The sequence below is a fragment of the Streptomyces sp. NPDC005808 genome (genome assembly GCF_042871385.1).
GTDB lineage: Bacteria > Actinomycetota > Actinomycetes > Streptomycetales > Streptomycetaceae > Streptomyces.
Genome location: NZ_JBIAIK010000015.1, coordinates 183,871 through 210,026, shown reverse-complemented (window position 1 = coordinate 210,026; position 26,156 = coordinate 183,871). Strand labels below are relative to the sequence as shown.

At 69.7% G+C, this 26,156-nt stretch carries 19 protein-coding genes and 1 pseudogene; 9 read left to right on the top strand and 11 right to left on the bottom strand.

Annotated elements, in window-relative coordinates:
- Positions 1 to 5: 5 nt before the first annotated feature.
- Positions 6 to 197, top strand: a complete 192-nt coding sequence (locus tag ACFYPC_RS29325) for a DUF397 domain-containing protein (protein WP_388682208.1) — start codon at positions 6 to 8, stop codon at positions 195 to 197.
- 164 nt (positions 198 to 361) lie between these two features.
- On the opposite strand, the gene ACFYPC_RS29320 is transcribed toward ACFYPC_RS29325, so the two are convergent.
- The 9 genes and pseudogenes from ACFYPC_RS29320 to eccB all read right to left on the bottom strand — a co-directional run bounded on the left by ACFYPC_RS29320 (position 362) and on the right by eccB (position 8,686).
- Positions 362 to 874 (bottom strand): hypothetical protein, encoded by a 513-nt coding sequence (locus ACFYPC_RS29320; protein WP_388682205.1) that lies wholly within the window; start codon positions 872 to 874, stop codon positions 362 to 364.
- Positions 875 to 936: 62 nt separating this feature from the next.
- Positions 937 to 1,118 (bottom strand): annotated as a pseudogene (locus tag ACFYPC_RS29315) (hypothetical protein); the annotation flags it as partial.
- Between the two features lie 94 nt (positions 1,119 to 1,212).
- Positions 1,213 to 1,515, bottom strand: coding sequence for a WXG100 family type VII secretion target (locus ACFYPC_RS29310; RefSeq protein WP_388682202.1), 303 nt, complete (start codon positions 1,513 to 1,515; stop codon positions 1,213 to 1,215).
- Positions 1,516 to 1,574: 59 nt separating this feature from the next.
- Positions 1,575 to 1,913 carry a WXG100 family type VII secretion target gene (locus tag ACFYPC_RS29305; RefSeq protein ID WP_388682199.1) on the bottom strand — a complete coding sequence of 113 codons (339 nt, stop codon included), beginning with the start codon at positions 1,911 to 1,913 and terminating at the stop codon, positions 1,575 to 1,577.
- 127 nt (positions 1,914 to 2,040) lie between these two features.
- Positions 2,041 to 3,279 carry a S8 family serine peptidase gene (locus ACFYPC_RS29300; RefSeq protein ID WP_388682197.1) on the bottom strand — a complete coding sequence of 413 codons (1,239 nt, stop codon included), beginning with the start codon at positions 3,277 to 3,279 and terminating at the stop codon, positions 2,041 to 2,043.
- Positions 3,280 to 3,334: 55 nt separating this feature from the next.
- Positions 3,335 to 5,068, bottom strand: a complete 1,734-nt coding sequence (locus ACFYPC_RS29295) for a hypothetical protein (protein ID WP_388682195.1) — start codon at positions 5,066 to 5,068, stop codon at positions 3,335 to 3,337.
- On the bottom strand, positions 5,068 to 5,460 hold the full coding sequence (locus ACFYPC_RS29290; RefSeq protein ID WP_388682192.1) for a hypothetical protein: 393 nt from the start codon (positions 5,458 to 5,460) through the stop codon (positions 5,068 to 5,070). Before ACFYPC_RS29290 ends, ACFYPC_RS29295 begins: the two co-directional genes overlap by 1 nt.
- 419 nt (positions 5,461 to 5,879) lie before the next feature.
- On the bottom strand, positions 5,880 to 7,145 hold the full coding sequence (gene mycP, locus ACFYPC_RS29285; RefSeq protein ID WP_388682189.1) for a type VII secretion-associated serine protease mycosin: 1,266 nt from the start codon (positions 7,143 to 7,145) through the stop codon (positions 5,880 to 5,882).
- Between the two features lie 14 nt (positions 7,146 to 7,159).
- Positions 7,160 to 8,686 carry a type VII secretion protein EccB gene (gene eccB, locus ACFYPC_RS29280; protein WP_388682186.1) on the bottom strand — a complete coding sequence of 509 codons (1,527 nt, stop codon included), beginning with the start codon at positions 8,684 to 8,686 and terminating at the stop codon, positions 7,160 to 7,162.
- Between the two features lie 347 nt (positions 8,687 to 9,033).
- On the opposite strand from eccB, the gene eccE reads away from it, so the two are divergent.
- The 8 genes from eccE (at position 9,034) to ACFYPC_RS29240 (ending at position 21,064) form a co-directional block, all read left to right on the top strand.
- Complete coding sequence (gene eccE, locus ACFYPC_RS29275; protein ID WP_388682269.1) at positions 9,034 to 10,203, top strand: type VII secretion protein EccE; 1,170 nt, start codon at positions 9,034 to 9,036, stop codon at positions 10,201 to 10,203.
- Positions 10,203 to 11,048, top strand: coding sequence for a hypothetical protein (locus ACFYPC_RS29270; protein WP_388682183.1), 846 nt, complete (start codon positions 10,203 to 10,205; stop codon positions 11,046 to 11,048). Before eccE ends, ACFYPC_RS29270 begins: the two co-directional genes overlap by 1 nt.
- Positions 11,049 to 11,390: 342 nt before the next feature.
- Positions 11,391 to 14,819, top strand: a complete 3,429-nt coding sequence (locus ACFYPC_RS29265; RefSeq protein WP_388682181.1) for an SCO5717 family growth-regulating ATPase — start codon at positions 11,391 to 11,393, stop codon at positions 14,817 to 14,819.
- Positions 14,820 to 15,147: 328 nt separating this feature from the next.
- Positions 15,148 to 17,001, top strand: coding sequence for an ABC transporter substrate-binding protein (locus ACFYPC_RS29260; RefSeq protein ID WP_388682178.1), 1,854 nt, complete (start codon positions 15,148 to 15,150; stop codon positions 16,999 to 17,001).
- 52 nt (positions 17,002 to 17,053) lie between these two features.
- Positions 17,054 to 18,124 carry an ABC transporter permease gene (locus ACFYPC_RS29255; RefSeq protein WP_388682175.1) on the top strand — a complete coding sequence of 357 codons (1,071 nt, stop codon included), beginning with the start codon at positions 17,054 to 17,056 and terminating at the stop codon, positions 18,122 to 18,124.
- A complete protein-coding gene (locus tag ACFYPC_RS29250; RefSeq protein ID WP_388682172.1) occupies positions 18,121 to 19,071 on the top strand; it encodes an ABC transporter permease in 951 nt (316 codons plus the stop codon). The genes ACFYPC_RS29255 and ACFYPC_RS29250 overlap by 4 nt, the downstream gene beginning before the upstream one ends.
- Entirely contained in the window at positions 19,068 to 20,051 is a 984-nt protein-coding gene (locus ACFYPC_RS29245) for an ABC transporter ATP-binding protein (protein ID WP_388682169.1), read from the top strand. Before ACFYPC_RS29250 ends, ACFYPC_RS29245 begins: the two co-directional genes overlap by 4 nt.
- On the top strand, positions 20,048 to 21,064 hold the full coding sequence (locus ACFYPC_RS29240; RefSeq protein WP_388682166.1) for an ABC transporter ATP-binding protein: 1,017 nt from the start codon (positions 20,048 to 20,050) through the stop codon (positions 21,062 to 21,064). The genes ACFYPC_RS29245 and ACFYPC_RS29240 overlap by 4 nt, the downstream gene beginning before the upstream one ends.
- Before the next feature lie 77 nt (positions 21,065 to 21,141).
- On the opposite strand, the gene ACFYPC_RS29235 is transcribed toward ACFYPC_RS29240, so the two are convergent.
- Positions 21,142 to 22,095, bottom strand: a complete 954-nt coding sequence (locus ACFYPC_RS29235; protein ID WP_388682163.1) for a bifunctional riboflavin kinase/FAD synthetase — start codon at positions 22,093 to 22,095, stop codon at positions 21,142 to 21,144.
- 137 nt (positions 22,096 to 22,232) lie between these two features.
- A complete protein-coding gene (locus ACFYPC_RS29230; protein ID WP_388682160.1) occupies positions 22,233 to 26,147 on the bottom strand; it encodes a trypsin-like peptidase domain-containing protein in 3,915 nt (1,304 codons plus the stop codon).
- Between the last annotated feature and the right edge of the window lie 9 nt (positions 26,148 to 26,156).

The following is a 26,156-nucleotide window of genomic DNA, read 5'->3' as shown; positions in this document are numbered from 1 at the left end:
CCCCTTTGTCCGAGTTGAAGTGGCTCAAGTCCTCATACTCAGAGGCATCGGGCAACGCCTGCGTCGAGATCGCCAAGAACGGCTCCCTCATAGCCGTACGCGACTCCAAGGACCCGGAGTTGCCATGGACCTCGGTGGGGCACGAGGCCTGGGAGCTGTTCACTGGGGCGGTAGCAGCGGGACATCTTCCCAACTGAACGGACGCACAGGCACGGAGGCGTTTATTCGCCCGCAACGCGGCGGCATCGCATCCCAGGTAGTTGTCCAGGCGCCTGCCTCAAGTCGGCGGCGTTTGAACTGTGTCCAGGCAAACAGTGGGGGACGTCGCGCGCCAAGGCGGTGAGTCAGGGTCTCGTCAACCTCACGGTTTACCGAAGACCACTCCTCGCCAGATCCAGCCCGACTCGAGGACGGCGTCCTGCAGGGAGTTACGCAGCTCCGCGCTGTCGAAGTGGAAAGTCTCCGTCGCTTCGAGGCCGCCGCTGTCCCCGCGGTTGATCGCGTAGCGCCGGGAGACAGTTCTGCCCGGGCCACGCGAGAACGCCTTCGAAATCTCGAGCCTCGGCGGATTCCCGACCCGCGTGACCTCTCGCCCTTCCTCAAGGGCGCGCACCTCATGGCTCTCCTGGACGAGGCGCATCCGGATCCGGATGGCGCGAGTCAACTGCGACTTGGTAAAGATGGCTTGCCAGGCAGGCTCCGCCACCCGCCACTCCGCCACCAGGTCGGCACCCTCTGCGGCGCCGCCGCGAATGATGTACGGGGCATCGGGCCGGTTGACACCAAGAAGGGCTGTCCGCACCTCCACAGCCGAGCGTGGAGCGACACCGTCCTCGGGATACTTGGTGCCGGTCAGTTTGTCGAAGATTCCCATGACGTCAACCTATGAGGGGCTGGGGAACCGGTGCAAAGGTGACCGCTGGCGAGCGTTACGCGCTACGGAACCGCGCCGGTGTCCGGGCGAACTGTGCGTACGAAGTCCTGGAAGTCATGCAGGACGTCAGGGTGTTGTGGTGTTGGGACGCGGTGGCTGTCCGGACCAGGCGGATCACCGCACGCTTGCGCGGATCGGTGACATCCAACGTGGACAGGTACACCTGAGACTGGACAAGGTCGCGGTGCGAGTCGATCTAACCATCGACTACTTCGGTGTCACGGAGAAGGGTGGGCACCTCCCGTGCGTGCCCACCCCGTCATCCGCGCTGTCGAGCCTTACAGGTAGTAGCTGGCGGCCTTCTTGTCGCCGCCCATGTAGTCGCCGCCCGCTTGATGCACCACACGCGCAATCGCGACGAGGGCGTCGTGGATGCCCTTGGCTTCCTTGTCCCAGGCGGCCTGCTGCTGGGCGTAGGCCGTGTGCGCTTCGCCCTCCCACAGGCCGGCGACGCTGGCCACCTTCTGCTGGATGGCTTCGAGGTCCTCTTCGAGCTTCTTGGCCTGGTTCGCGAGCGTGGTGGCCGTCACGTCGAGGCCGTCGTACGTAACTGAAAGCTCGCCGGGGTTGTTGACGCCCATGGTGTCCCTGTCTCCTTGAAGTTTTCGACTGGTTGGCGGAGGTCCGGAGACCGGCTCTCTCAGTAGCCGCTGAGGGCCGAGGTCGAGCCGCCGAGGTTCACGTCGATGCTCTGGACCTGAGCACGGACCTCGTCCTCGCTTCCGTCCTTGATCTTCCGCGTGGCGCTCATGGCTTCCAGGAACTTCACGAGGAGGTTGCCGATCCTGACCATGCGCTCGTTGATCTCCGTCTGCTTCACGTTGAACGCACCGGCACCGATGCCCTTCCAGTGCCCTTCGAGACCGTCGATCGTCCCCTGCAGGGCCTGGAGTTGCCCCTTGATGTTCTCGAACCTCTGCAGGATGTCCTTCTCGAGAAGGATCAGGTCGTTGTCATCTACCCGCTGGCGTTGTGCCATGTCTGGGCTTCCCTTCCTTTGCTGTCGTCGTGAGAGCGTGCGTGCTCACGTCCGGTCTGACGCACGAGACGAAACCTGCCTTCTCGGCGCAAGGGGCTGTGCTGTGGGGGCGCTGGGGAAATATCCGTCAACTGCTGCGGCGCGAACGGAGCACGGCGTAGCCGGCGCCTCCGATCACCGCCACGGCCGCCGCGGCGCCGAGGGCCGACCACAACATGGTGTTGCCGGACGACTCAGAGCTTGGTCCTGCGGCTGAAGTCTGGCCGCCTGACGTGGATTTCGGGGGCTGTGACGAGGTTGAGGCAGAAGCGGAAGGCGAGGCTCCTGTGATGCCCGTTCCGTTTTGGTAGCTGAGGGGGTCCGTGTCGGCCGGCCCGGGGTTGATGTCGCTGTCCGCCAACACCATGCGCGGGCGCACCAGGCCGTAACCGAGGTAGATGCTGGGCTTGTTCTCCGGCCAGTCGCGGCCCGCCGTGTCGATCAGGCTGCCGAGGACCTGGTTGGCCGTCCAGTCGGGGTGGGCGGACCAGATGAGGGCGGCGGAGGCGGAGGCGATGGCGGTTGCCATGCTCGTCCCCTCTCCGTCGCAGTACGAGCGGAACGTCGCGTCGCACCAAATAGGGACGTCAAGGCCCGGTGCCGCCAAGTCAACGTAGTTGCCGTGCTCCGAGAACTCCCCGACCTTTCCGGACTCGTCTGATGCAGCGACACCAACGACATACTTGTATGCGGCTGGATATCCGATGAAGTTCTTCGTCTCCGCCTCGTTACCAACACTGGCGAACATCAACTTTCCCTTGGACTGGGCGTATTTGATCGCCGCTTCCTCATCAGGGTCGAAGTAAGGATTACCGAAGGACATGCTGATGATCTTGGCGTCCGTGTCGGCGGCAGCCCTGATCGCCTCTGCCGGGATCGGAGCGTTCTCTATCTCGGTCTCATCCTTCAGGTCGCCGAACGCAATACGGTAAGGCACGATCTCCGCTCCCGGAGCAAGGCCTTTCAAGCCGCCACCGGCACCCGTACCGGCGATCAGTTCAGCCATGGATGTTCCGTGGCCGTCGTAGTCCTCGGTGGGGTGGTACGCGACAGTCTTCGGCACCTCGTCGACAAGTACCTGGCCTTGCAGGGACGGCGTATCAGGATTGACACCCGAGTCGATAACGGCCACCTTCACACCCTCTCCGGTACTCACCTTCCACATCTCGTCGGCTCGCATCGCCGACAGGTACCACTGCTGCGACTGGACGTCGTCGGCTGCTGCGCCCGGGGCCAGACCCACCGACAGAACAGCCAAAGCACCAAGCGCTGAACCGACGGTGGATACCCGTCGCCCGATACGCCCGGAGAGGGGCGCAGTCCACATGCCGCGTCGGCCGATCCTTGACAACATGCCTCTGTACGTCCTCGCTCGTATACGGTCAGTCGGTCGCTGGCGGCACATCGTCCCGCCTACTACGAGGCGAACACATGTCGCCTTCCGTCGATTGATCGCGGTGCGACGCGCCTTTTCCCTCTTCGGAATCCGAACCTTGTTTGCCTTGCGGGCCCCGCACAAGACCGGTGCCACCGGACGTGGGTCCACTGTTTCGCGCTCCGGAGACTCGCCCCTTGGGGGCACCGACGACACCGTCAGGATTACTTGCGGATCGGCGCGGCGTCTGCCCTGAACCCGTGCCATGGGTGGGAGCCCCGATCACCCCACGCTGAACGATCCTTTCGCCCGCCGTGGTGCGTGGACCGGCTACACCCTCGCGGCCAACGACGGTACCGCGCGGCACTTTAGAACCGGTCGCGCCAGGCGTGGTCCCCGTGGTGGGCTTCCCACCGACAATGCCACCGGTACGTCCGGCGCCTGTGGCACCCGCACCAGCTACACGTCCGCTTGGTGCGCCCCCAGGGCGTCCAACTGCCGGACCACCGGTCCTGGGCATGCCGCCGGAGACACTCCGGCCCATCGGAGCCTTAGCGGCAGCCGTGGTCGCACCATGGGCGCCCGTCTGACCTGTCGTGGAAGCACGTCCCACCTGACCCGTTGGACCGCGGGAGGCGCCGCCAGGAGTAGCCGCGCGCCCCTGCACCGAGGCCGGAGTCCTACTGCCGGTCGATCCGCCAAACCCCGACGTACGTCCGGCCTGTCCTCCGAAAGCGGGAGGAACTGAGCCGCCGGTGAAGGGAGGAACCGTCCCCCCAGCGGCTCCACTTGAACCTGGCACCGACGTTGGCGCTCCGGACGCCTGCCTCACGGTCTCCTGTGGCAGCGCGCCTACGCTGTCGATCTCTGTACCGATACTCCGGGCTGGGTACGTTACAGAACCGTCCAGCTCCTTGCCGGACGACGGAATGCCCTCCGACCGGGAGCCGCTCACCGCATTCTCCACAGAATGTTGAGGCGCAGTTCCCGACTGCGGCAGGGCTACAAAGGAGGCGCGCCCTGCCTCCCTGGTCGTCTCTCCACCCTCGCCAAGTGACGGGGTCGGGTGAGGCACCCCCACCCCAGGCATAGGCTCAAACACCGGCACACTCTGCGCCGCCAGCGTCTGCTCCGACACCGCGTAGAACGACGACAACCGGTTCATCTGGTTGATCGCCTCTTGTCGGTGGCCCTCCACCCGCACCGCCGCCGTGTACTCGTCGTTGACCTCGACGCGGGCGGGTGACGGGATGTCGGCGACGGTCTTGGGGTTGAGCCGGGCGTCGCGGGGCGGCATGGAATTGCGTACGGATGCCAGGCCCGTACCCGCCGCTGTGATCTGGGTGCCCGCGGTTTCGGCGAAGGTGGCGAGTTCGATGGCGTGGTTGACGAGCTTGGCGCCCCAGTCCCGGAACGCTTCGCCGGCCTCGCCCTCCCAGTCGACGCGGCCGATGTGGCCGCTGAGCTCCTCGGCGGCTTCGTTGATGGCGTCCCGAGCGTCCCACAGGGCCTGGCCCGCCGACTCCAGATGCTCCGGGTTCGCGGACTCCACCATGTCGATCATGTCGTTCAGGCGGTGGCCCTCGAAGTTGCTCTTGCCGAAGAAGCGGGCGCCGCTACCGAGGAAGGTGTTGTTCAGCATCTCGGAGGCGGCAGTGGTCACATCGACCGCGCCGACCTGCTGGGCGACCTGCTCGAGGTCCGTCTGATGCGGTGCCTGCTGCGCCTTGTCGTCAGCCATCAGTACCCACCCTCGTACTGCTCGTTGTTGGAGCTCTCCGGCTCGGGCGAGCCGCTCTCCCCGCCCACCGCCACGGCCTTGTCACGCTCAGCCGCGGTCTGCTCGCGGCTGATCTCGGTCTGGATCTCGTAGAACCGCTTCCGGAGATCCTCTTCGAGATTGTCGAAGCCGATGTCCGCGCCGTGAACGGCGATCCAGAGGGCCTCCATCTGCAGGCCCAGCGACTTGGAGAGCGAGGTGAGGCGCTCGTGGACGCGTTCGTACTCCGCGTGGAGGCCCTTCGCCTCGCCGAACCGACCTGTGCCGCAAAAGGAAGCCTCAGTGAGGGCGTGGGCCGCGACCTTTGACGAACTGCCGGGCGAACCCTCGAAGTTCGAGAGCACCGTGTCCACACGCTTCTTGAAAGTTGTGAGCGCCTCCAGGCCAAGCTTCAGGCCAGCGCTCCCACTTCCGCCCATGTCTGCAGGAAGCACGCAGCGTCCCCTTCCCCGTTCCCCGTTTGTCCCGCTGTCGAGTGGGCGTAGGACGCAGGTTCCACCCCACTCACTGACCACTCTAGCCACTGTGCAAATCCTGGCCAACCGAGCTTTACGCTCGGCCAGTTACAGAACTGTCAAGGTCCACCGGATTCGAGAACCATTGCGCCAGGACCGGCCATTTGGCCGGTAATCGTGGGCAGTTGTGGCGGAGTCTCGATCGCTTGGTGGCCCTTGGGCTGCCAAGCGCGCCCCTCGAGAATGCTTGCAACTACAAATCCACGTCCGCATCCACATCCACATCCCGGTACCTGCTCCCCCGTCACAGTCCCCCCTCACGCCACCCCCGCGCTCCGCCTCCCTCGTCGAGCATCCCGAATCGCCACAGCCGCCCCGCCGAGTCCCGCCACCAGCACCGCCGCCCCCACGGCCACATATGTCGCCAGCCGGGCGTTGCGTTCGTCCGCGGTCTCCCCCAGTTCGAATTTCGCCGGGGTCGGAGCCTCCGCCTTCGACAGGCCTTCCTGGGGACTCGGGGACTCGATCGGCTGATCGTCCTCCGTCAGTGCGCGGACCGGGTCGACAACGCCCCAGCCGACCAGGCGGTCGTGGCCTGCGATGGAACGCTCCGCGGTCTGCTCGATCTGGGCGACGATCTGCCGGCCGGTCCAGTCCTGGTGCTCGGCCTTGAGCAGGGCGGCGACTCCGGCGACGTACGGGGCTGAGAAGCTCGTGCCGTTGTCCGAGCAGTGGCCGCCCGCGGGGACCGTCGAGATCATGTCGACGCCCGGGGCCGCCACGTCCACGAACTCGCCGGACTGGGAGAAGGAAGCACGTTCGTTGTTGCGGTCCGAGGCCGCTACCGCGAGGACGCCGTCGTAGGAAGCCGGGTACGTCTGTTTGACGTTGCCGCCGAGACCGTCGTTGCCCGCCGAGGCCACCACGACGATCTCGTTGGCCAGTGCCTCGTCCACCGCCTGTTTCAACACGGGGTCGGGCTTCACCGCGTTCGACGTGTCCTGGGAGATGTTGATGACGTCGGCCCCTGCCCGGATCGCGTGGCTGATGGCGTCGGCCAGCGTCTCAGCGGTGCCGTGGCCCTCGGCGTCGTTCTGCTGGAGCGGAATGATCGTGGCCTCGGGGGCCAGGCCCACGAATCCGGTCCCCTCTGCGGGGCGGGCCGCGATGATGCCCGCCACACGCGTGCCGTGGCCGACTGTGTCCGTCGTGCCGTTCTCCTTGCCTCGCTCGATCGGGTCGCCGTTGTCGTCCTTCAGGTTCTCCGGGAGGTAGTTGCCGCCCGCGTCCGTGTCCACCGCGTCGGTGAGTTGCGGGTTCTGCACGTCGACGCCCGTGTCGATCACCGCGACGCGGACGCCCTTGCCCTTGGACTGACGCCACAGTTCGTCCAGGAGAACGCGCTGTAGGGCCCAAGGGGTGCCCGCGTACTTCTCGTTCGGGAACGTGCACTCGTCGGTGGAGGAGTCAGCGGTCGCGGGTGGTACGGCGATGACAGTGAGAGTGACGGTGGAGACGATCAGCGTCGCGGCGGTCAGAGCCGCGCAACGAAAAGGCCGTCCGGTGGAAGGCACGTACGACATGACCGGCTCCTTTCCTACGAACCCTGCGGCTGGCGCGCCGCGGACGCGGACAGTCGGGGCCCCGTCGACAGGAACGAGGACCATTCGAGAGGGAAGGGGGCCGGGTCCACGTCCGAGTAGCCCAGCCGGGTCTGGGCGAGTTCGGCCTCCTGCTGGAGCTGCTCCTGTTCCTTCGCCGTGGTGCCGATGCCCGCGTCGTCCGTGGCGCTGTCGTCGTTGGACTGCATCGCGTAGCGCAGGCCGGTGTCGGTGACCAGGAACACTCCGCCCGCCTCGGTCTCCTCGCCCTGGAACTGGCGGTAGAGCTGACCGGAGCCGGGGGTGACGTACGCGCTGGACGAGCCTGTCGGGAGGGTCGTCGGGAAGGTCGTGCCCGCCCAAGTGCTCAGCGTGGTCGCGCCGTTGTCCGCGTCGACGTCGCGCAGAACGTTGCAGACGGTGTTGCGGCTGCCGTCCGAGGTGCCCGCGTCGTTGACCGGCTTGGGCGCCTGGCTCGGCCAGTCGCGGTCGGCGGCGAACTCGGCCGTGTCGGGTACGAAAGCTCCCGCGCTGACCTCGAGGGGATGGCTGGCCTGGCCGAGGCTGACCAGGTCCTTGCTGTTGAGGAGCAGCTCGGCGGTGAAGTCGGAGACGGGGACGACCTTGCCCGGCTCGACGACGTAGTACTGGTCGGTGTCGCCGTTCGGAGCCCTGAGGACCATGCCCACCACGTTCGCCTCGTCGGGCAGGCTGCTGTCGATCCCGGCGGCGGCGCCGACCTCCCCCTCGATCTCCGGGAAGGTGATGGGGTCACCCGTGTGGAGAGTGTCCAGCCACTCCTGGGACACGCTCTGGGGTTCACGGCCGGAGCGGACGAGAGTGCGCAGCAGCAGCTCGTCGTCCGCGTCGACCTCGTACGCGGTGCCCTGCGCGTCCACGATGTAGCGGGTCTTGTCCGGGCCGACGACGTACATCAGCTCGCCGCCGCTCAGTCGCTCGGTGCCCTCCGTCTTGCCCATGTCGCGCGACGCGAGGACGAACGTGGCCTTCTGGATGGATCCGCCGCCCGCGCTCGGGCGCTCGCAGACGGCCCAGCGCTTCGCGGAGCCCGCTTCGGAGGCGTCGGGCAGGCGGTCGGGGGCGTAGGGGATGCCGATGGTGACGCCGCGCGGGATGGTGCCCGTGTCGAGGATGGACTCGTCGACGGTGACGACCTCGCCTTCTCCCGTGTTGAGGAGGAGTTTCGCGGACGCCATGTTGAGGACCGGGTGCAGCTGGACCTTGCCGTCGGTCTTGAGGATCACGTACCTGGTGGTGGAGTCGCTGGCGACGATCACCTTCTCTCCAACGGTGTCCCACCCCTCAGGTGCGGTCGGTTTGAACATTCCCCACGCCCCGAAGGCGGCCATGATGACCACGCCGACGATGATTCCGGGAACCACACCGCGCAACGGGCGCGGCGCCCCTTCGTCCGAGGCGTCGGGCGACGACTGGACGAAGGACGCGAGCAGCCGGCGCTTCGCGAAGGTGTAGGCGTTGAGCTGGTCCCGCCGAGATGCCATGTGCGTCTGTTTCTCCCCGTGTTGCGTGTACGACGCCGGGGGTGGTCGTCCCCGCCCTCCGTTGTCGGAACAGCCCCTTACTATGCCTGGTGATGGAGGGGACTTGTGGACCGGGTAGGGTGCTTGGGCCTTCAAAAGCCCCGTGTGGCTTCGTAGTTCTGGCGAGTTATGAGTAAACGGGGGAAGAAGTGACAGCTTCCGGAGCGCGTGCCGAGTCGCGTGGCCGGTCGCGGGTGCAGGGCTCCGCGACACCAGAGCCGCATCGGCCCGCCGCGCGCGCACAGCCACCGAGGCAGACGGGGGCGGTTCACCTCAAGGCACGTCCCGGGCGGTCAGGGTCGTTCCGGCTGCAACGAATGGTTCTTCTGGAGGTCGCGGCCGCCACGTTGCTCGTCGGATGGATCGTCGATCCCCTGGCGCTGGTGCCGGCGGCCATGGTCGCCGTCGCGCTCCTGTTTCTCGCGGTGGTACGCCGCCGAGGCCGCTCCCTGCCCGAATGGCTGGGTACGGCACTGGCGTTGCGTACGAGGCAGCGCCGGGCCGCGAGTTCGCCGATAGACCCCGGCACGGAGCCGGGGCTCGCGCCCGCCGTGGAGTGTGCCCCGAACCTGCGGACGTACGCGTTCGGAGGTCGGAACCGGCGGCCCGTGGGGGTCATCGGGGACGGGACGTTCGTGACCGCCGTGTTGCAGGTGGAGGCCGACTCGACGGCGTTGCGTGCTGAGCGGAGTCGGCAGCCGCTTCCGTTGGGGCTGGTGCGTGACGCGCTCGAAGTGGACGGTATCCGGCTGGAGTCGGCGCAGATCGTGCTGCACACGCAGCCCGCACCTGCACTGCATCTGCCACAGCAGTCCGTTGCCGTCTCCAACTACGCACCGCTCCAGGCACAGACCGGGGCTCCGGCGGTCCGCATCACCTGGATCGCGCTGAAGCTCGATCCGGAGTTGTGCGCGGATGCCGTGGCCGCGCGCGGGGGCGGGCTCGTCGGGGCGCAGAAGTGTGTCGTGCGCACTGCCGACCACCTCGCGAGCAGGCTCGCCGGGGCCGGATTCCGGGCGGCCGTGCTCAACGAGGAAGAGCTGACCGCGGCCGTTGCCACGTCGGTCTGCGCCAATCCCCTGGTGACCGCGGAGGCCGGGCGGACCGGTGCCCCCGTACGACGGACCGAGGAATCGAGCCGGAGCTGGCGCTGCGACGACCGCAGGCATACGACGTACTGGGTGCGGCGATGGCCCGAACTCGGCGGCCAGAAGCCCTCGTTGCCCCAGCTCGTCGCACTGCTGACCGCTGTTCCGGCACTGTCCACGACCTTCAGTCTCACCTTGGGGCACGGCCAGCGGCAGGAGGTGTCGCTCACCGGGCACATGCGGGTGACCGGACACAGCGCCGACGAGCTGGGCGCCGCGCGGCGCGCTCTGGAGCTGGCCGCGCGCCAGGCCGGCGCGGGGCTCGCCCGGCTCGACCGTCAGCAACTGCCCGGTGTGCTCGCCACTCTGCCACTTGGGGGTGCCCGGTAATGGCCATGACCTCTGGGACGGCCGACGGGCCGGCACCGTACGCCGGGTACGGCGTATCCCATGGGTACGGGACATCAGGTGAGCCCCATGGCTACGGGGCATCAGGTGAGCCTGAGCCGTCCGTCGTGGCGCGGCCCCGCAGCCGGGTTCGCAGCGGATTCGGGCTGATCGGGCCCCGGCACGAGCGACATGCGTTGACGGTGGAGCAGGTGGACTCCCTCGCGCTGCCCATCGGCGACGACGGCGTCGTGATCGGTCTGGACGAGGAGGGGCAGCCTGCGGTGCTGGGGCTCAACAGGCCGACTCCGTACGACATCGTCCTGATCGGCGGACTGTGGACCGCGCAGGTACTCGCCCTCCGAGCGGCGGCTACGGGTGCGCGCGTCGCCGTGGAAACCGGCCGGGCTCAGGCCTGGACACAGATGATGCACGCCATGGGCGGCGGGCATAACGGCATGGCCGTGTACGACGTGGGCAAGGTGCCGCCGCAGGGTGCGTCGGCAGGGAATCCGGTGCTGGTGGTACGCGACTGCGGCATGCGGCCCCCTCGTGGGCGGGTGGTGTCGGGTCCGTGGCAGTCGGTGCTGACACTGCTGCCCTATCTGAGCCCGGTGGCCCCCCGCCTCGTCCGCCAGGCCCGGCTCGTAGGCCTTCAGCGAATCTCGCCGGACGAGGCCGCGGAGATGGGCCGCACGCTGGGGTTGCCGCGGGAGGACACGGAGTCGCTGCCCACGCTCGCCGACGGCGTCACCCTCTGGTGTACCGACCGCGACCGGCAGTACGTGATGACTCGGCCCACGGACGCCGAGACCGGATTGTTGGGTACGCCACGCAGGATGGACTGACACGGAACAACGATTCGGGAGAAATGGGGCGTACATGCGTATTGGTACGACACTTCGCTGAACTCGTTCACCATTAACTCCCGATTTGTTCATCGCTGGAGAGGACATCCGGGCCACCTGTGGGCAGGGTGCTCGGTAGGGGCGGCGGAGGTGGCATGGACGGGCCTGCCGTATTGACGGTTGTGGTGATTAGGCTGGGGCCGGGCGCCGCCGCCAGAACCCGTGCACGGCCGACCACACGCAGGGGAGCCGGGCGGACGGGACGACCTCGGACGGCTTCGCACGACAAGAGACGGTCGCCCCGGCACCGCATGAGGGTGCTCGACCACACCAGGAGGAATTGTGAACAGCGATCGGGACGGCATCCGCGGGGGCTGGGCCACGCCCGGCGATGACCACTCCGACGCGGAGTCCGCCGTCGAGACGACGGGCGAGTTCACCATCGACTACGCAGCGCCGGCCTGGTACACGCAAAACGCATCGGTGGGTTCAGGGGTGACATCCTCCGTGCCGGAAGAGGAAACCGGGTCGGAGGCCGACGCAGAAACAGAGACAGAGACAGAGACAGACTCGGTGGCTTCGGCTCCGCCGGTCGGGAGTCCCTTCGCCGTGCCCACGCTGCCGCCGGTCGGGAGTCCCTTCGCCGTGCCCACGCTGCCGGTGAGCCCTGGGTTCGAGCCGGAGGCGGTCGAGCCGAGTGCTCCGACCGCGGTGCCCGGGACGCACGCCGCTGGGCCGACGGCTCTGCCGAGCTTTGCCGTGAGCGGGTTCCAGTCCCAGGGGTCGCATGCACCTGCCGCTCCTCCGGCTCCCGCTCCAGTTCCTGTCCCAGCCCCGCCTGTCCTCCCTCCGTCCGGGGAAGGCGAGGTGGAGGCCGAGTCCAGGAACGGGGATCTTGAGAGTGGCGCCACCATGCGGATCTCCTCTGTGGCCCTGAAACGTGAATTCACCGAGCGTGCGGCTGCCGCCGCGGCTTCGGGAGTGACAGGGGGCTCGGCTGAGGCCGCCGCCAAACCCGAGACCGCGGTCCCGCCCGTGGTCGAACCGGAGGCGGAGTCCGGGTCCGCGTCCGCGTCTGCGTCCGTGGAGGCATCCTCCACGGCAGTGGGGCACAGCGCCGACGACGTACACACAGACGACGGCGGAGCAGAGATCGATGGAGGAGCAGAGGTCGAGGTCGGGGCCTCCGTCGATGTGGGTGATACGCCCGACAAGGCGATCGTCGCTCAGATCGCAGAGGTCGTGGATCTGCGTGCCACGGACGACGGCGATGCGGTGACCGACTCGGCCGGCGACGACTCGCCACAGAACCCCGACTCGACGAGTGCCGAACAGCACGACACCACCCCCCAGGATGCGCGGCCGCAGGCCACGGAAGCCCAGGCCACGGAAGCCCAGGCCACGGAGCCCCAGGACGCGGAGTCTCAGGAAGTAGCGCCCCAGGAAGTAGCGCCTCTCGCCGGGCCTGGTGTGGCCGATGCCGTGCAGGACGCTCCTCCCGCGTGGGCACCGCCGCCGCTCCCGCAGGGCGGACTGCCTCCGTTGCCGCCCGCCTATCAGCCTGCGGCGCCCGCTCCCGCGGCGGAGTGGCCCGCGTCCACGGCCCCCGCTGCGGCGGACGCCGGTCAGGTACAGGAACCACCGCGGGCGCAGCCACCCGCGCCCGGACCGGGTCAGCCGTTCCAACCACCGGCACCCGCACCGGCACCGGCACCGGGTCAGCCGTTCCAACCACAGCCGCCCGTACCCCGGCCCGCGGCGCCGTCGGCGTGGCCCACCCCTGGTGCGCCCGTTTCCGCAGGCCCGACGCAGGGGCCCGCACCGGCGTACCCGCCCGCCTTCGGGCATCCGGTGCCGGCGCCGCCGCAGGTTCCGTCCCCGGTCGTGCCACCGCAGTCTCCGGCGGCTGACGCTCCTGCGCAGGCGCCCCACCCACAGCCCCAGCTTCAACCGCAACCGCAACCGCAACCGCAACCGCAACCGCAGGGAAGCTACGGGTTCCCGCAGCCCAGCGTCCCGGCCCCGAGTCCCACCCCGCAAGGCAGCTACGGCTTCCCACAACCCGGCACCACCGCGCCGGCTCCGGCGGCGCCCGCCCCCACGCCCAACCCGCCCGCCCCAGCGCCCGGTTACGGCTTCCCTCCCCAGGCAGCACCCGCGGTTCCGCAGCCGGGATACGGCTTCCCGCACCAGCCGACCGCACCGCAGGCGCCCAACGCCCCCGCGCCCCAGGCCGGCTACGGCTTCCCCCACCAACCCGCGCCCCCGGCCGATCCGCGCCCCCCGGCGCAAGCGGCCCCGCCGTACCCGCAGCAGGGGCAGCCCCAACCGCAGCCGGGCCAACCGCTCGTACCCCAGCAGTACGACGTTCAGCCCCCGCAGGGTCCCCCCGCCGCGCCCGCCGCGTCCGCCGCCCAGGCGCACGCGCCTGTCGACCCGCGGGTCGGAGCCGCCTGGCCTCAGCCCGTGCAGCACGACCAGCGCCAGCCCGTCAACCCCGGTGCTGCCCCGCTCGGTTACACCGCGGCGGTGGAGCTCTCCTCCGACCGGCTGCTCAACAACAAGAAGCAGAAGGCCAAGAGCGGGCGCCCCGCTGCCGCCTCGTCGCGGTTCAAGCTCGGTGGGAAGAAGGAGGAGGCGGAGCGCCAGCGGAAGCTGGAGCTGATCCGTACGCCGGTGCTGTCGTGCTACCGGATCGCCGTCATCAGCCTCAAGGGCGGCGTGGGCAAGACGACCACGACCACCGCGCTCGGCTCGACGCTCGCCACCGAGCGGCAGGACAAGATCCTCGCGATCGACGCCAACCCGGACGCGGGTACGCTCGGGCGCCGCGTGCGCCGCGAGACCGGGGCCACCATCCGTGACCTCGTCCAGGCGATCCCGCACCTCAACTCGTACATGGACATCCGGCGGTTCACGTCCCAGGCCGCGTCCGGCCTGGAGATCATCGCCAATGACGTCGACCCGGCGGTGTCGACCACGTTCAACGACGAGGACTACCGGCGCGCGATCGACGTACTGGGCAAGCAGTACCCGATCATCCTGACCGACTCGGGCACGGGTCTGCTGTACAGCGCGATGCGCGGTGTGCTGGACCTCGCCGACCAGCTCATCATCATCTCGACGCCGTCGGTCGACGGTGCGAGCAGCGCGAGTACGACGCTGGACTGGCTTTCGGCGCACGGGTACGCGGATCTCGTCTCGCGGTCCATCACCGTCATCTCGGGTGTGCGGGAGACCGGCAAGATGATCAAGGTGGAAGACATCGTCTCCCATTTCGAGACGCGGTGCCGGGGCGTCATCACCGTGCCCTTCGACGAGCACCTCGCCGCTGGCGCGGAGGTCGACCTCGACATGATGCGGCCCAAGGTACGGGAGGCGTACTTCAACCTCTCCGCGATGGTCGCCGAGGACATCGCGCGCCACCAGCAGTCGCACGGGCTCTGGACGTCCGACGGCAACCCGCCGCCGGTGGCCGCACCGCCGCTGCCCGGTCAGCAGTACCAGCCAGGGCCTGACCAGCAGTACCCGGGCCAGCCGTACCAGCCAGGGCCTGGCCCGCAGTACCCGGGGCAGCCGTACCCCGGACAGCCGGCACCGGAGCAGGCCCCACCGCAGCCCCAGCCCGCACAGCCCTATCCACCGCAGCCCGGACAGCCGTACTCACAGCAACCCCAGCAGCCGGGGCAGCCTTATCCGCCGCATCAGGGGCAGCCGTATCCGCCCCAGCCCGGCCGGCCCTTCCAGCCGCCGGCGCCACCTCAGCAGTAACCCGATCGGGCCCTTTCGAGGGACCGATTCCCGCCAGGGCCCGCACCGTCTCCGTACGGTGCGGGCCCTTCGCGTGTCCGCAGGCGTTTCGCCCCGTCAGGCCCCCACCTGGAGGGCTTCAGCGGTCTGAACCAATGAGTGAAAAATCCGCGTCAACTCGTTATTTCCGCAGGCCACATGGGGTTCATGCGCCGTTGACGTTCGCAGAGTGCCGCTGGTAGACACACAGATCAACCCCCGTCGGCGTCCCCCGATCAACCGTGTTCCATCAGTTCCATCGGTTCAACAAGCCATCCCTGTGCGAGCGATGACGCGAGGTCACCGACCCATGAACACACAAGATCAGCACGGCAGCCGTGCCGTACGCGCCGGATGGCTGCGGCTCATCGCCGCCGCGGGAGCCGCGGCCTTCACCCTCACCGCCGGTCTCGCGACCCCCCTCAACCCGGCGCCCCAGCAGGCCCAGGCCAAGGAGAGCAAGAAGACCCTGACCGTCGCGGTGGCGCAGAGCGTCGACTCACTGAGCCCGTTCCTGGCGAGCCGCCTGGTCAGTACGAGCATTCACCGGCTCATGTACGAGTACCTGACCAACTACGACCCCGCGGACAACCACACCGTCCCCGGCCTCGCCACCAAGTGGGAGCCCTCGGCCGACAAGCTCACCTGGACCTACACGATCCGCTCCGACTCCGAGTGGTCGGACGGTGAGCAGGCCACCGCCGAGGACGCTGCCTGGACCTTCAACAAGATGATGAGCGACGACGGCGCGGCCACCGCCAACGGCAGTTTCGTCGCCAACTTCAAGAAGGTGACGGCCCCCAGCCCCACCGAGCTCGTCATCGAACTGAAGAAGCCGCAGGCCACGATGACCGCGCTCGACGTTCCGATCGTGCCCAAGCACGTCTGGGAGAAGGTCGGGGACTTCTCGAAGTTCAACAACGACAAGAGCTTCCCGATCGTCGGCAACGGACCGTTCGTCCTGACCGACTACAAGGCCGACAGTTACGTGCGGCTCAAAGCCAACAAGAGCTTCTGGCGCGGCTCCCCCAAGTTCGACGAGCTGGTCTTCAAGTACTACAAGGACAACGACGCCGCCGTCGCCGCCCTGCAGAAGGGCGAGGTGTCCTTCACCTTCGGTCTGACGCCCGCTCAGGCGGCGACCCTGGAGACCCAGAAGAACATCAAGGTCAACGATGCGCCGGGCCGCCGCTTCTACGCGCTCGCCGTCAACCCGGGCGCTCAGGCCAAGAACGGTCAGAAGTTCGGCGACGGGCACGAGTCGCTGCTCGACGAGCAGGTGCGACAGGCGCTGTTCATGGCCGTCGACCGCAAGGCCCTCATCGACAAGGTCTTCCAGGGCCACGCCGTCGAAGGCGCCGGCTACATCCCGCCCCGCTTCTCCGACTACTTCTGGGAGCCGTCCGCGAGCCAGAAACTGTCGTACGACCCGGCCGAGGCGGCCCGACTCCTCGACGAGGCGGGCTACAAGAAGAACGGGGACGGCAAGCGGGTCGGCAAGAACGGCAAGCCGATCAACTACCGCGTCCTGTGCCACGCCACCGACCCGAACGACAAGGCGGTGGGACAGTACCTGAAAGAGTGGTGGGGCGAGCTCGGTATCGGTGTCACCCTCAACTGCCTGGACAACGTGACCGATCCCTGGCTGGCGGGCACCTACGACATCGCCTTCGACGGCTGGTCGGCCAACCCCGACCCCGACTTCCTTCTGTCGATCCAGACCTGCGACGCGCTTCCGGCGACTCCCAAGGACACCGGTGCGACGGACAACTTCATCTGCGACAAGCAGTTCGACGACCTGTACGACCAGCAGCTCGCCGAGTACGACACCGCCAAACGGGCGGACCTCGTCAAGCAGATGGAATCGCGGCTGTACGACACCGGGTACATGAACGTCATGGCGTACCCGAACGCGGTCGAGGCCTACCGCACCGACCAGATCGCGTCGATCGAGACGATGCCGAAGGCCGCGGGCAACATCTACGGCCAGGACGGTTACTGGAGCTGGTGGTCAGCGGTTCCGGCGGCCTCCTCCGGTGAGTCCTCCGACGGTTCGGGGTCGACGGGGGTCATCATCGGCATCGTCGCGGGCGTCGTCGTCCTCGTGGGCGTCGGGGCGTTCTTCGCGATGCGACGCCGCTCGACAGCCGAAGACCGCGAGTAGCCACGGGCACCCAGCCACCGAGCCGCGAGCAGCCCCCACCGAGTGAGAGTCCATGACCGCTGAAGCAACACCCTCGCCGGCCACGGCGATCGGCGGTCCGGCTGAGGCCGGGCCGTCCGTCCGCGGGCCGCGGGCGCGCAGCAGGACCGCCTATCCACGGTATGTGGCGGGCAAGTTGGGCGGCGCCGCCGTCTCGCTGCTCGCCGTCCTCGTCACCAGTTTCTTCCTCTTCCGGCTCATCCCGGGCGACCCGGTCAAGTACATGACGGGCGGCCGCCAGGTGTCGGCGGAGCAACTGGCCAACTATCGGAAGGAGTTCGGTCTCGACCTGCCGCTGTGGGAGCAGTTCACGGACTACTGCGCCAAGGCGCTCAGCGGTGACCTCGGCACGTCGTACCAGTTCCGGGCACCCGTCATCGACAAGATCACCGAGGCACTCCCGAACACCCTGCTCCTCACCGGCACGTCGTTCGTCCTCTTCACGGCGCTCGGCATCTTCATCGGTACTCGCTCGGCGTGGCGCAACGGCGGGATCGGCGACCGGCTCAACACCGGCCTGGCGCTCACCCTTTACTCCATCCCGTCCTTCTGGCTCGGGCTGCTGCTGATCATCGTCTTCTCGGTGGGCATGGGCCCGATCCCCGGCCTCTTCCCGACCGGCGGCATGGAGTCGGGGAACGGCGAGACCGGTCTCGCGTACGTCGTCGATGTCGCCCACCATCTCGTCCTTCCGGTGGTGACACTGGTCGCCGTCGAGTACGGACAGACGCTGCTCGTGACGCGCTCGGCGCTGCTCGACGAGATGGGCAGCGACTACCTGACCACGGCTCGGGCCAAGGGCCTGCGGGACGACCTGGTACGGCGTCGCCACGCCGTACCCAATGCCTTGCTGCCGACCGTGACGCTGATCTTCATCAACCTCGGCCGGACCGTCGCCGGCGTCATCCTCGTCGAGACCGTCTTCTCCTGGCCGGGCCTCGGCGGGCTCTTCTACCAGGCGCTGAGTGTGCCCGATCTGCCCCTGGTGCAGGGGCTGTTCTTCTTCTTCGCGGCGGCGGTGATCGTGATGAACACGCTGGCCGATCTGATCTATCCGCTGCTGGATCCACGGGTGGCCCGATGACCACGACAGAGTCGGGCGGACCGGTGCCGACCGAAGCAACCCCGCAGGTGGCGACAGCGAGCCCGCGCACGCTCGCCCGGCAGCGCCGCCGCGCCTCCGCCGCCCGCTTCTGGAAGCAGTACCGAAGCCACCGCGCCGGCGTCCTCGGGCTCGCCGCCCTCGGCCTCTTCGCGCTCGTCGCGCTGACCGCACCGCTGACCGTCGGCTCCGACGTGCAGAGCGTGACGAACGCGCCGGGCGGCCCGATGGAGAGTCCGAGCGCCGAATTCCCTTTGGGGACCGACCAGTTCGGGCGGAATCTGCTCGGGCTCGTGGTCTGGGGAGCGCGTGTGTCGCTGCTCGTCGGGCTGCTCGCCGCCGTGCTCTCCGTCGCGATCGGCGCGCTCATCGGGATCACCGCGGGACACTTCCGGGGCTGGTTCGCGACCGTCATGATGCGGATCACGGACTGGTTCCTGGTCATGCCGACCCTCGTCCTCGCGATCGCGCTGGCGACCGTGATGTCCCGTTCGCTCGGCACGATCATCCTGGCGATCGGTGTCACGACCTGGCCGACGACGGCCCGGCTGGTGCGCGCGCAGACCCTGGCGGTGGAGTCGCGGCCGTACATCGAGCGGGCCAGGGCGCTCGGCGGCGGGCACTGGCACATCATGGCCCGCCATGTGCTGCCCAATGTGATGCCGCTGGTGCTGGCCCAGACGACGCTGATCATCTCCTCCGCGATCCTCGCCGAGGCGACGCTGGCGTTCCTCGGGCTCGGCGATCCGACGGTCGTGTCGTGGGGCGGACTGCTCCAGGACGCCCGGGAGGCGGGCGCGGTCAGCGCCGGGAAGTGGTGGTATCTGGTGCCGCCGGGTATCGCGATCGCGGGGGTCGCGCTGGCGTTCACGCTGTGCGGACGCGCGGTCGAATCGGTCCTCAACCCCAAGCTGGGGGTGGCACGTTGACGCTCCTCCAAGTCCGGAATCTCGAAGTGACCTATGCGGGCGGGGCGGCCGCCGTACGCGGTGTGGACCTCTCGCTCGACGCGGGCCAGAAGCTCGGCATCGCGGGCGAGTCGGGCTGCGGCAAGTCCACGCTCGCACTGGCGCTGCTGCGGCTGCTGCCCGCCGGGACGCGCACGACCGGCGAGATCCTGCTCGACGGCGAGGACGTCCTGGCGATGAAGTGGGGCCGGGTGCGGGCGGTCCGCTGGGCGGGCGCCTCGATCGTCTTCCAGGGAGCCATGCACTCACTGAACCCCGTGCACCGCGTCGGCGACCAGATCGCCGAGCCGATCCTGCTGCACAAGAAGGCGACCGCGGCGGGCGCGAAGCGGAAGACCGGCGAACTGCTCGAACACGTGGGCCTTCCCGCCGCCCGCGCGGATGCCTACCCGCACGAGCTCTCCGGCGGCCAGCGCCAACGCGTCATGATCGCCATGGCCTTGGCCTGCGATCCCCGGCTCGTCATCGCCGACGAACCGACCACCGCGCTCGACGTGATGATCCAGGCACAGATCCTCCGCCTCATCCAACAGCTCGTCACCGAGCAGGAGTTGGGCCTCATCATGATTAGCCACGATCTGGCCGTCCTGTCCGACACCTGCGACCGGCTGGCGGTGATGTACGCGGGCCGGGTGGTCGAGGAGGGTCCGGCCCAGCAGGTCTACGAGGATGCCCGGCACCCGTACGGCAAGGCTCTGTCGGCCGCCTTCCCGCGTATCGGCGACACGGCTTCCCGGTTCGCGCCGCGCGGCCTGCCGGGCGATCCGCCGGACCCTTCGGCGCTGCCGTCCGGCTGTACCTTCCACTCCCGGTGCCCGGTGGCCCTGGACTCCTGCGTGACCGAGGACCAGATGCTGCGGGACGCGGGGGCGGGCCGGTCGGCGGCCTGCGTGCACATGGACACGGCCGTAGCGGCGGAACCGGCGAGGAGCACGCCATGACGACCACTTCCCTTGGGACACCTCCCGTGGCAACAGCACCGCTGCTCAGCGCCGAGGGCCTGCACATCACCTTCCCCGGACGCCACGGCGCCGATCCCGCCCGCGCCGTCGACGGGGTCGACCTCGACATCCGGCGCGGCGAAATCGTCGCGCTGGTCGGCGAGTCGGGCTGCGGCAAGACGACATTGGCGCGCTCGCTTCTCGGTCTCGTCCCACCGACCGGGGGCCGCGTCACCTTCGACGGCAAGCCCCTCGACTACTCCTCACGCGCGCTGAAGGCGTACCGCAAACGCGTCCAGCTGGTCCTCCAGGACCCGAGCGGCTCGCTCAACCCCCGTCACACGGTGTACGACGCGGTCGCCGAGGGCCTCCGCATCCACCGGTACGGCGGCGACGAGCGGGCGGCGGTCGCGGATGCCCTCTCCCGGGCGGGACTTCGCCCACCGGAACGCTTCTTCCTCCGCTACCCGCACGAGCTGTCCGGCGGCCAGCGTCAGCGAGTCGTCATCGCGGGCGCCCTCGTCCTGGAGCCCGAACTCATCGTCGCTGACGAACCGGTGGCCTCCCTGGACGCTTCGGTACGCGGCGAGATCCTCGCCCTCCTCCTGCGGCTGCGTACCGAACTCGGCCTGTCCGCCCTGGTGGTGACCCATGACCTGGGCCTGGCGTGGAACATCGCCGACCGGGTCGCGGTGATGTACCTGGGCCGCATCGTGGAGACGGGCGAGGTCGAGCAGGTCCTGACGGCACCTCAACACCCGTACACCCAGGCCCTGTTGTCCGTTCTGCCGGAAGCCCCGGGCGACCCTGTGGTACTGACCGGCGAGCCCCCGGACCCGTCCCGTATCCCTTCCGGCTGCCGTTTCCACGCGCGCTGTCAGATCCTGGCGAGCGGGGAGGCGGAGCGGGCGGGAGTGGCGGACGCGTGCCGGGGCCAGGATCTGGAGGTGCTCGGCGGGGGCGCCACGACGCAGGTGGCGTGCCATTGGGCGCGGGCGCGGGTCGCTACGTAAAAGGCCGGTGCCATTGAAGGCACCGGCCGCCACCATCGACGTACGACTTCCCGCACACCTTCACGTACGACGAAGAACTACTCCCCCTCGTACGCCTCGATCAGTTCCCGTGACCGCTTCACGTCGTCCCGGATGGCCACCAGCAGCGACTCGATGGAGTCGAACCTGGCCTGGCCGCGCACGAAGGCGAGGAAGTCGACGGCGACGTGCAGGCCGTACAGGTCGAGGCCCACGCGGTCGATGGCGTACGCCTCGACGGTGCGCTCGGTGCCGTCGAACTGGGGGTTCGTGCCGACGGAGATCGCGGCGGGCATCGCCTCGCCCGCGACGTGCAGCCAGCCCGCGTAGACACCGTCGGCGGGAATGGCGGTGTGCGGGAGGGTCTCGACGTTCGCCGTCGGGAAGCCGAGCTCACGGCCGCGCTGGGCGCCGCGTACGACGATGCCCTCGACGCGGTGCGGGCGCCCGAGGATCTCGCGCGCGCCCTCGACATCGCCCTCGGCGACGAGCCGCCGGGTGAGGGTCGAGGAGAAGGGCTCGCCGCCACCCGCCTCACCGGTCACGTACAGGTCGACGACCTCGACCTCGAAGTCGTAGGTCTCGCCCTGCTCACGCAGGAAGTCGACATTTCCGGCGGCCTTGTGGCCGAAGCGGAAGTTGGGACCTTCCACGACCGCCTTCGCGTGCAGCTTGTCGACGAGAACCTTCGCCACGAAGTCGGCGGGCGACAGCTTCGAGAACTCCTTGGTGAACGGAAGGATGAGAAGGGCGTCCACGCCCAACTCGGCCATCAGTTCGGCGCGGCGGTGGTGCGGGGCGAGCAGCGGAGGATGGCTGCCGGGCCGCACGACCTCGCTGGGGTGCGGGTCGAAGGTGACGACGACGGAGGGAACGCCCAGGTCACGGGCGTGGTCCACGGCATGCCGGATGATCAGCTGGTGTCCGCGGTGCACCCCGTCGTAGGAACCGATGGTGACCACGCTGCGCCCCCAGTCCTCGGGGATGTCCTCCAAGCCACGCCAGCGCTGCACTGTGTCTGCTCCTTGTCGCAAACTCGTCGAACCTGCGTCCGTGATTGCCTCATTCGCAGCTCTAAGAGTGCCATGCCGGGTGCGCCCAGTTCGCATCGGCATCAGGCTGTGACGCATCCCGCACCGCCGCGCGCGGGTCAGGCGGAGACCCGCACTCCGGCCAGGTTCTCGATCATGCGGCGGGTGCTCGGGCCGACCACGCCGGCCCATTCCTCGGGGGCGCCGGTCAGCCAGCGGGCCACCAGGGCGGCGAAGCCTGGGACGGTGCGGGCCAGGTCGACGAGGCCGCGGTCGAAGCCGGTCGCGCCGGCCGGAGTGCGGACCAGGAGGAGGCCCGTGCGGTGTACCAGCTCACGGGCGCGTTCCTCTCCCCCGCGGGCCGCGCCGGCCGCGGCGGCCCGCAGCAGGGCGTCGAGAACGGCCGGGTCCCGCTCGTGCGCGAGGAGCAGGTCGAGCAGCTCGCGCCGCAGCGGGCGGGAGCCTGGGCCGCCCGACGCGGCGAGCACGGTCGCGAGCGCCGACCGTACCGGTACGGGGCAGCCGGTTACCAAGCCGGTGACCAGCGGAAAGAGCACCGCGCGCGCCTCCGGACCGTGATCGAGGTGCCGGTCGACGTACGCGGCCGCATGCGCGGCGGCCGCCGGGCACAGCTCGGCCACCTCCCGTACGAGGGCGGCTACCCGGCGGGCCAGGGCGGGCGTGGTGACGTCGGCCAGGGTGCGCAGCATCTCGTCCGTGTCCGGGCCCGCGCCCGATTGCCGCAGCCGGGTACGGAAAGCGGCGAGCACAGGGTCGGAGTGGGTCGTGAGGGCGGCCACCAGCGCGCTCGCGGGCAGCTGCGGGTCGCCCGCGATGAACCGCTCCAGCGCCTGTGGCAGGTAGCGGGCCCGGGTCCACGGATCCTGCACGAGGAGGCCTAGCGCTCCGCCGTGCAGGGTGCAGTCGGCGGGGCGGGCCAACAGCGCGAGCGCCGCGTAACGCAGCAGCGCGCGGTCGGCCTCGGTGCGCACATGCGGTGCGGCCCGCAGCCCGTACGCCACGGCCGCCACCCGCCGTGCGGGGCGCTCGTCATGCGCCCACCGGTCCACCGCCCGGCACACCGCCGACGGTTCCTCCTCGGCGAGTACGGCGAGCAGCTCGTCGCCACGCCGGTGCGCGACCGCGACGAGCACCTCCGCGAGATCGTCCAGCGCCCGGCTCCGGTACGCGTACAGCAAGGCCTGTGCCGCCGTGGCCACGGTCGCGTGCGGGGTCGCGGGAAGGAGGCGGTCGTCGTGGAACCAGGGAGTGAGATGCGGTTGTACGGCGGTGGGGTCGCTCGTGAGGAGGCGGGCAACGGCGTCCAGGTAACGGGGTTCGCCCTCCTGGCTCGCGGGGTGCGGCGCCTCGTCGGCAACCACAAGGCATCTCAGCAGCTCGAACCGTTCCGCCTCCGGGAGCGGCACCGTCTCCCAGAACGCCGGCCCGAACTCCCCCGGCACGCCACGCCCTTGCTCCCGCCAATGCACGATCCGCTCGGCAAGCAGCCGCAGCACCCCGGTGTACGGGCGGGCGTCGGGCAGCCGCAGCAGGACGTCGGCACAGAGGTGCGTGGCCCACCAGGCGGAGTCGCCGAGCGGTGCCGTCCTCGCCGGCAGGAGGTCGTCCAGGGCGTGGACCAGCTCTTCCAGCCGGAGGGCAAGTGCGGCGGGGCCCTGCTGGCGGGCAAGCAGGAGCAGGGCCTGGACGACCGGGCCGATGCGGTGGCGGGGGACGGGGAGTGCGCGGGGCGGGGAGGAGGCCTTGGCCGCCCACGACGGCACCGCGCCCCTCCCGGCCGGCGCGGACGCGACACGCGCTGAGGCTGGCTGCTCTGAAGCCCTGTCGGCAGTGTTCGCCGGCTTCCGCGACCGGGCCGTGTCGGCGCGCCCCCGGTGCACCAGCGCGTGCAGGGCGGTGTCCAGGTCGAGGTGGGTGCCCTGGATCCAGTCGGCGAGTTCCTCGTGGGCGAAACGGTAGCCATTGCCCGCGGGGACGAGGAGGCCCTCGCTGAGGACGGCGGAGGCCCAGCCGATGGTGGCGCCGAGGCGGCGGCCGGGAACGGGTCCCCAGGGGAAGACGCCTTCGAAGGAGGCGCGGTCCAACTCTCCCTGCCCAGGCCCCAGACAGCGCCGCGCGGCCTCGTGCACCCGGCCGGACACCTGGGCGGCGAGCCGCCGTACAGCCGTACCTCGCAGCCCGTTCGCCGCCGCGAGCCGGACCGCGACGCGCAGGCACATGAGGTCCAGGTACGCGGCGAACACCTCGTCCCGGTCGAGCGGCGCGGCAGGCGAGTCCGGCAGCGCGGCCCGCACCTCGGACAGCAGCCGCAGGGTCAGCGGATGCCGTGCGTCGGCCGCCGCGAGCACACCCTCGGGGATCCCGGCGCGAGCACGGGCCCGTAGCGCCTCGCCCTCGGTCAGGTCCCCCAGCCACACACAGCCGGGGAACCGCCCGGCCTCATGCACAGCGGGACCGGCAAGGACGGAAGGACCGACGGTCCGGTGCAGCAACTCCCCCGGGAACTCCGCCCCCACCTGCTCCCAGTACTCCGCCCGGCACGCGACCACGAGCCGTGCCCCGTTCTCCCGCAGCCAGTCCGCGGTGCCCTCCGTCCACTCGGGCATCCGGTGGGCGAGGGCGGGCGGCATCTCCTCGGGACCGTCGAGGAGCAGCAGCAACGGCCGCCCCGCGTCCCGCGCCACCCGGGCCAGCCGCTCCGGCCCGATATCGCCCAGCTCACCGTCGTACACCTCGGGCGGCAGCACGTCCGAGGCCGCAGAACTCCCGGAGTGCGGGCCCTCCCGCGAGGCCGCCACGATCCGCCCCGCCCGCTCCAGCGCCCGTGCCGCCGCGTCCGCCACCGAGAGGTCCGTGTCGAGGAGGTCGGCGCCTCGCAGCCACAAGGTGGGCGCCGGCTCCGCGCCTCGGGTACGCCGCGCGGCGAGGGCCGCCAGTTCCGTCGTGCGACCGCTGCCGGGCGGGCCGACGAGCCCGAGCACGACGGCCGGGCTGTCCGCGAAGGCCTCGAACTCCCTGACGACATCGGCCCGTTCGACAGGGCCGGAGTCACCGCCGTCCGAGCCCACAGAAGTCCCCGGGCCGTCCGAGCCCACGGATGTCGCCGTCAGCTCCAGGACCCCCGCCGGGTTCAGATCAGCCCCGTACGCGGGCACCGTCGTCGCGTTGCGGGCGAGCAGCGCGGCGAGCGGTCCTTCGGCGTCCGGCCCCCGCAGCGGGACGGCGAAGCCCGCCACACTGTGCCCGGCGTGCAGCGCGGTGCCGAGGACCGCCACGACCGCCCCGGTCGAGGCGTCCAGGACCGGCCCTCCGGCGGCTCCGCCGCCCAGCCGCAACGCATCGGCGCCTGCCGTGCCGATCGCCAACTCCAGTGCGTCGCCCAGGAGATGGAAACGATCGGTCGCCGTGTAGGTGACAGCGGACGCGCCGAGCACCCGGGCCTCGCGCCAGCCGCCCGCGGCGATCCGGACGTACGTGCCGGCCTCGACGCGGCTCCGCACGGTGACGGGGAGCGGGTCCACGCCGAGGCCTTCGGTGCGTACGAGAGCCAGATCGGCGTCCGGTAGGGGCGTGACGGCGTCCTCGCTGACCACACAGGTGCGGCCGCCGGGGGTGTGCAGGACGAGGCGGGTCAGTCCGTCGACCGCTTCGTGACTGGTGACGACCGTGCCGTGGTGATCGGCGACGAAGCCCGTGCCGCGCGGTCGCCCCGCCAGGTCGCAGACGCGGACGAGGACTTCGCCGGGAGTCTCCCGGCTGTCGTCAGGTGTCTGAGAGGTGTCGGCCGTTGCAGCCCGACCGTCGGCCCGCGCCGCGCGACCGTCGGTGCCCGCCGCACGACCGTCGGCCCGCCCCCCGCGACCGTCGGTGCCCGCCGCACGACCATCCGCCCGCGTCGCCCGGGCATCCGCCCGCCCCGCGCGGAGATCATCCGCTGTCTGTCGGCCGTCGAGTACTTTTCTGCTGTCGACCGGTACGTGCCGGCCCCCGGTCCGCGGGCCCCGTCCCGCCATGCTCGAACC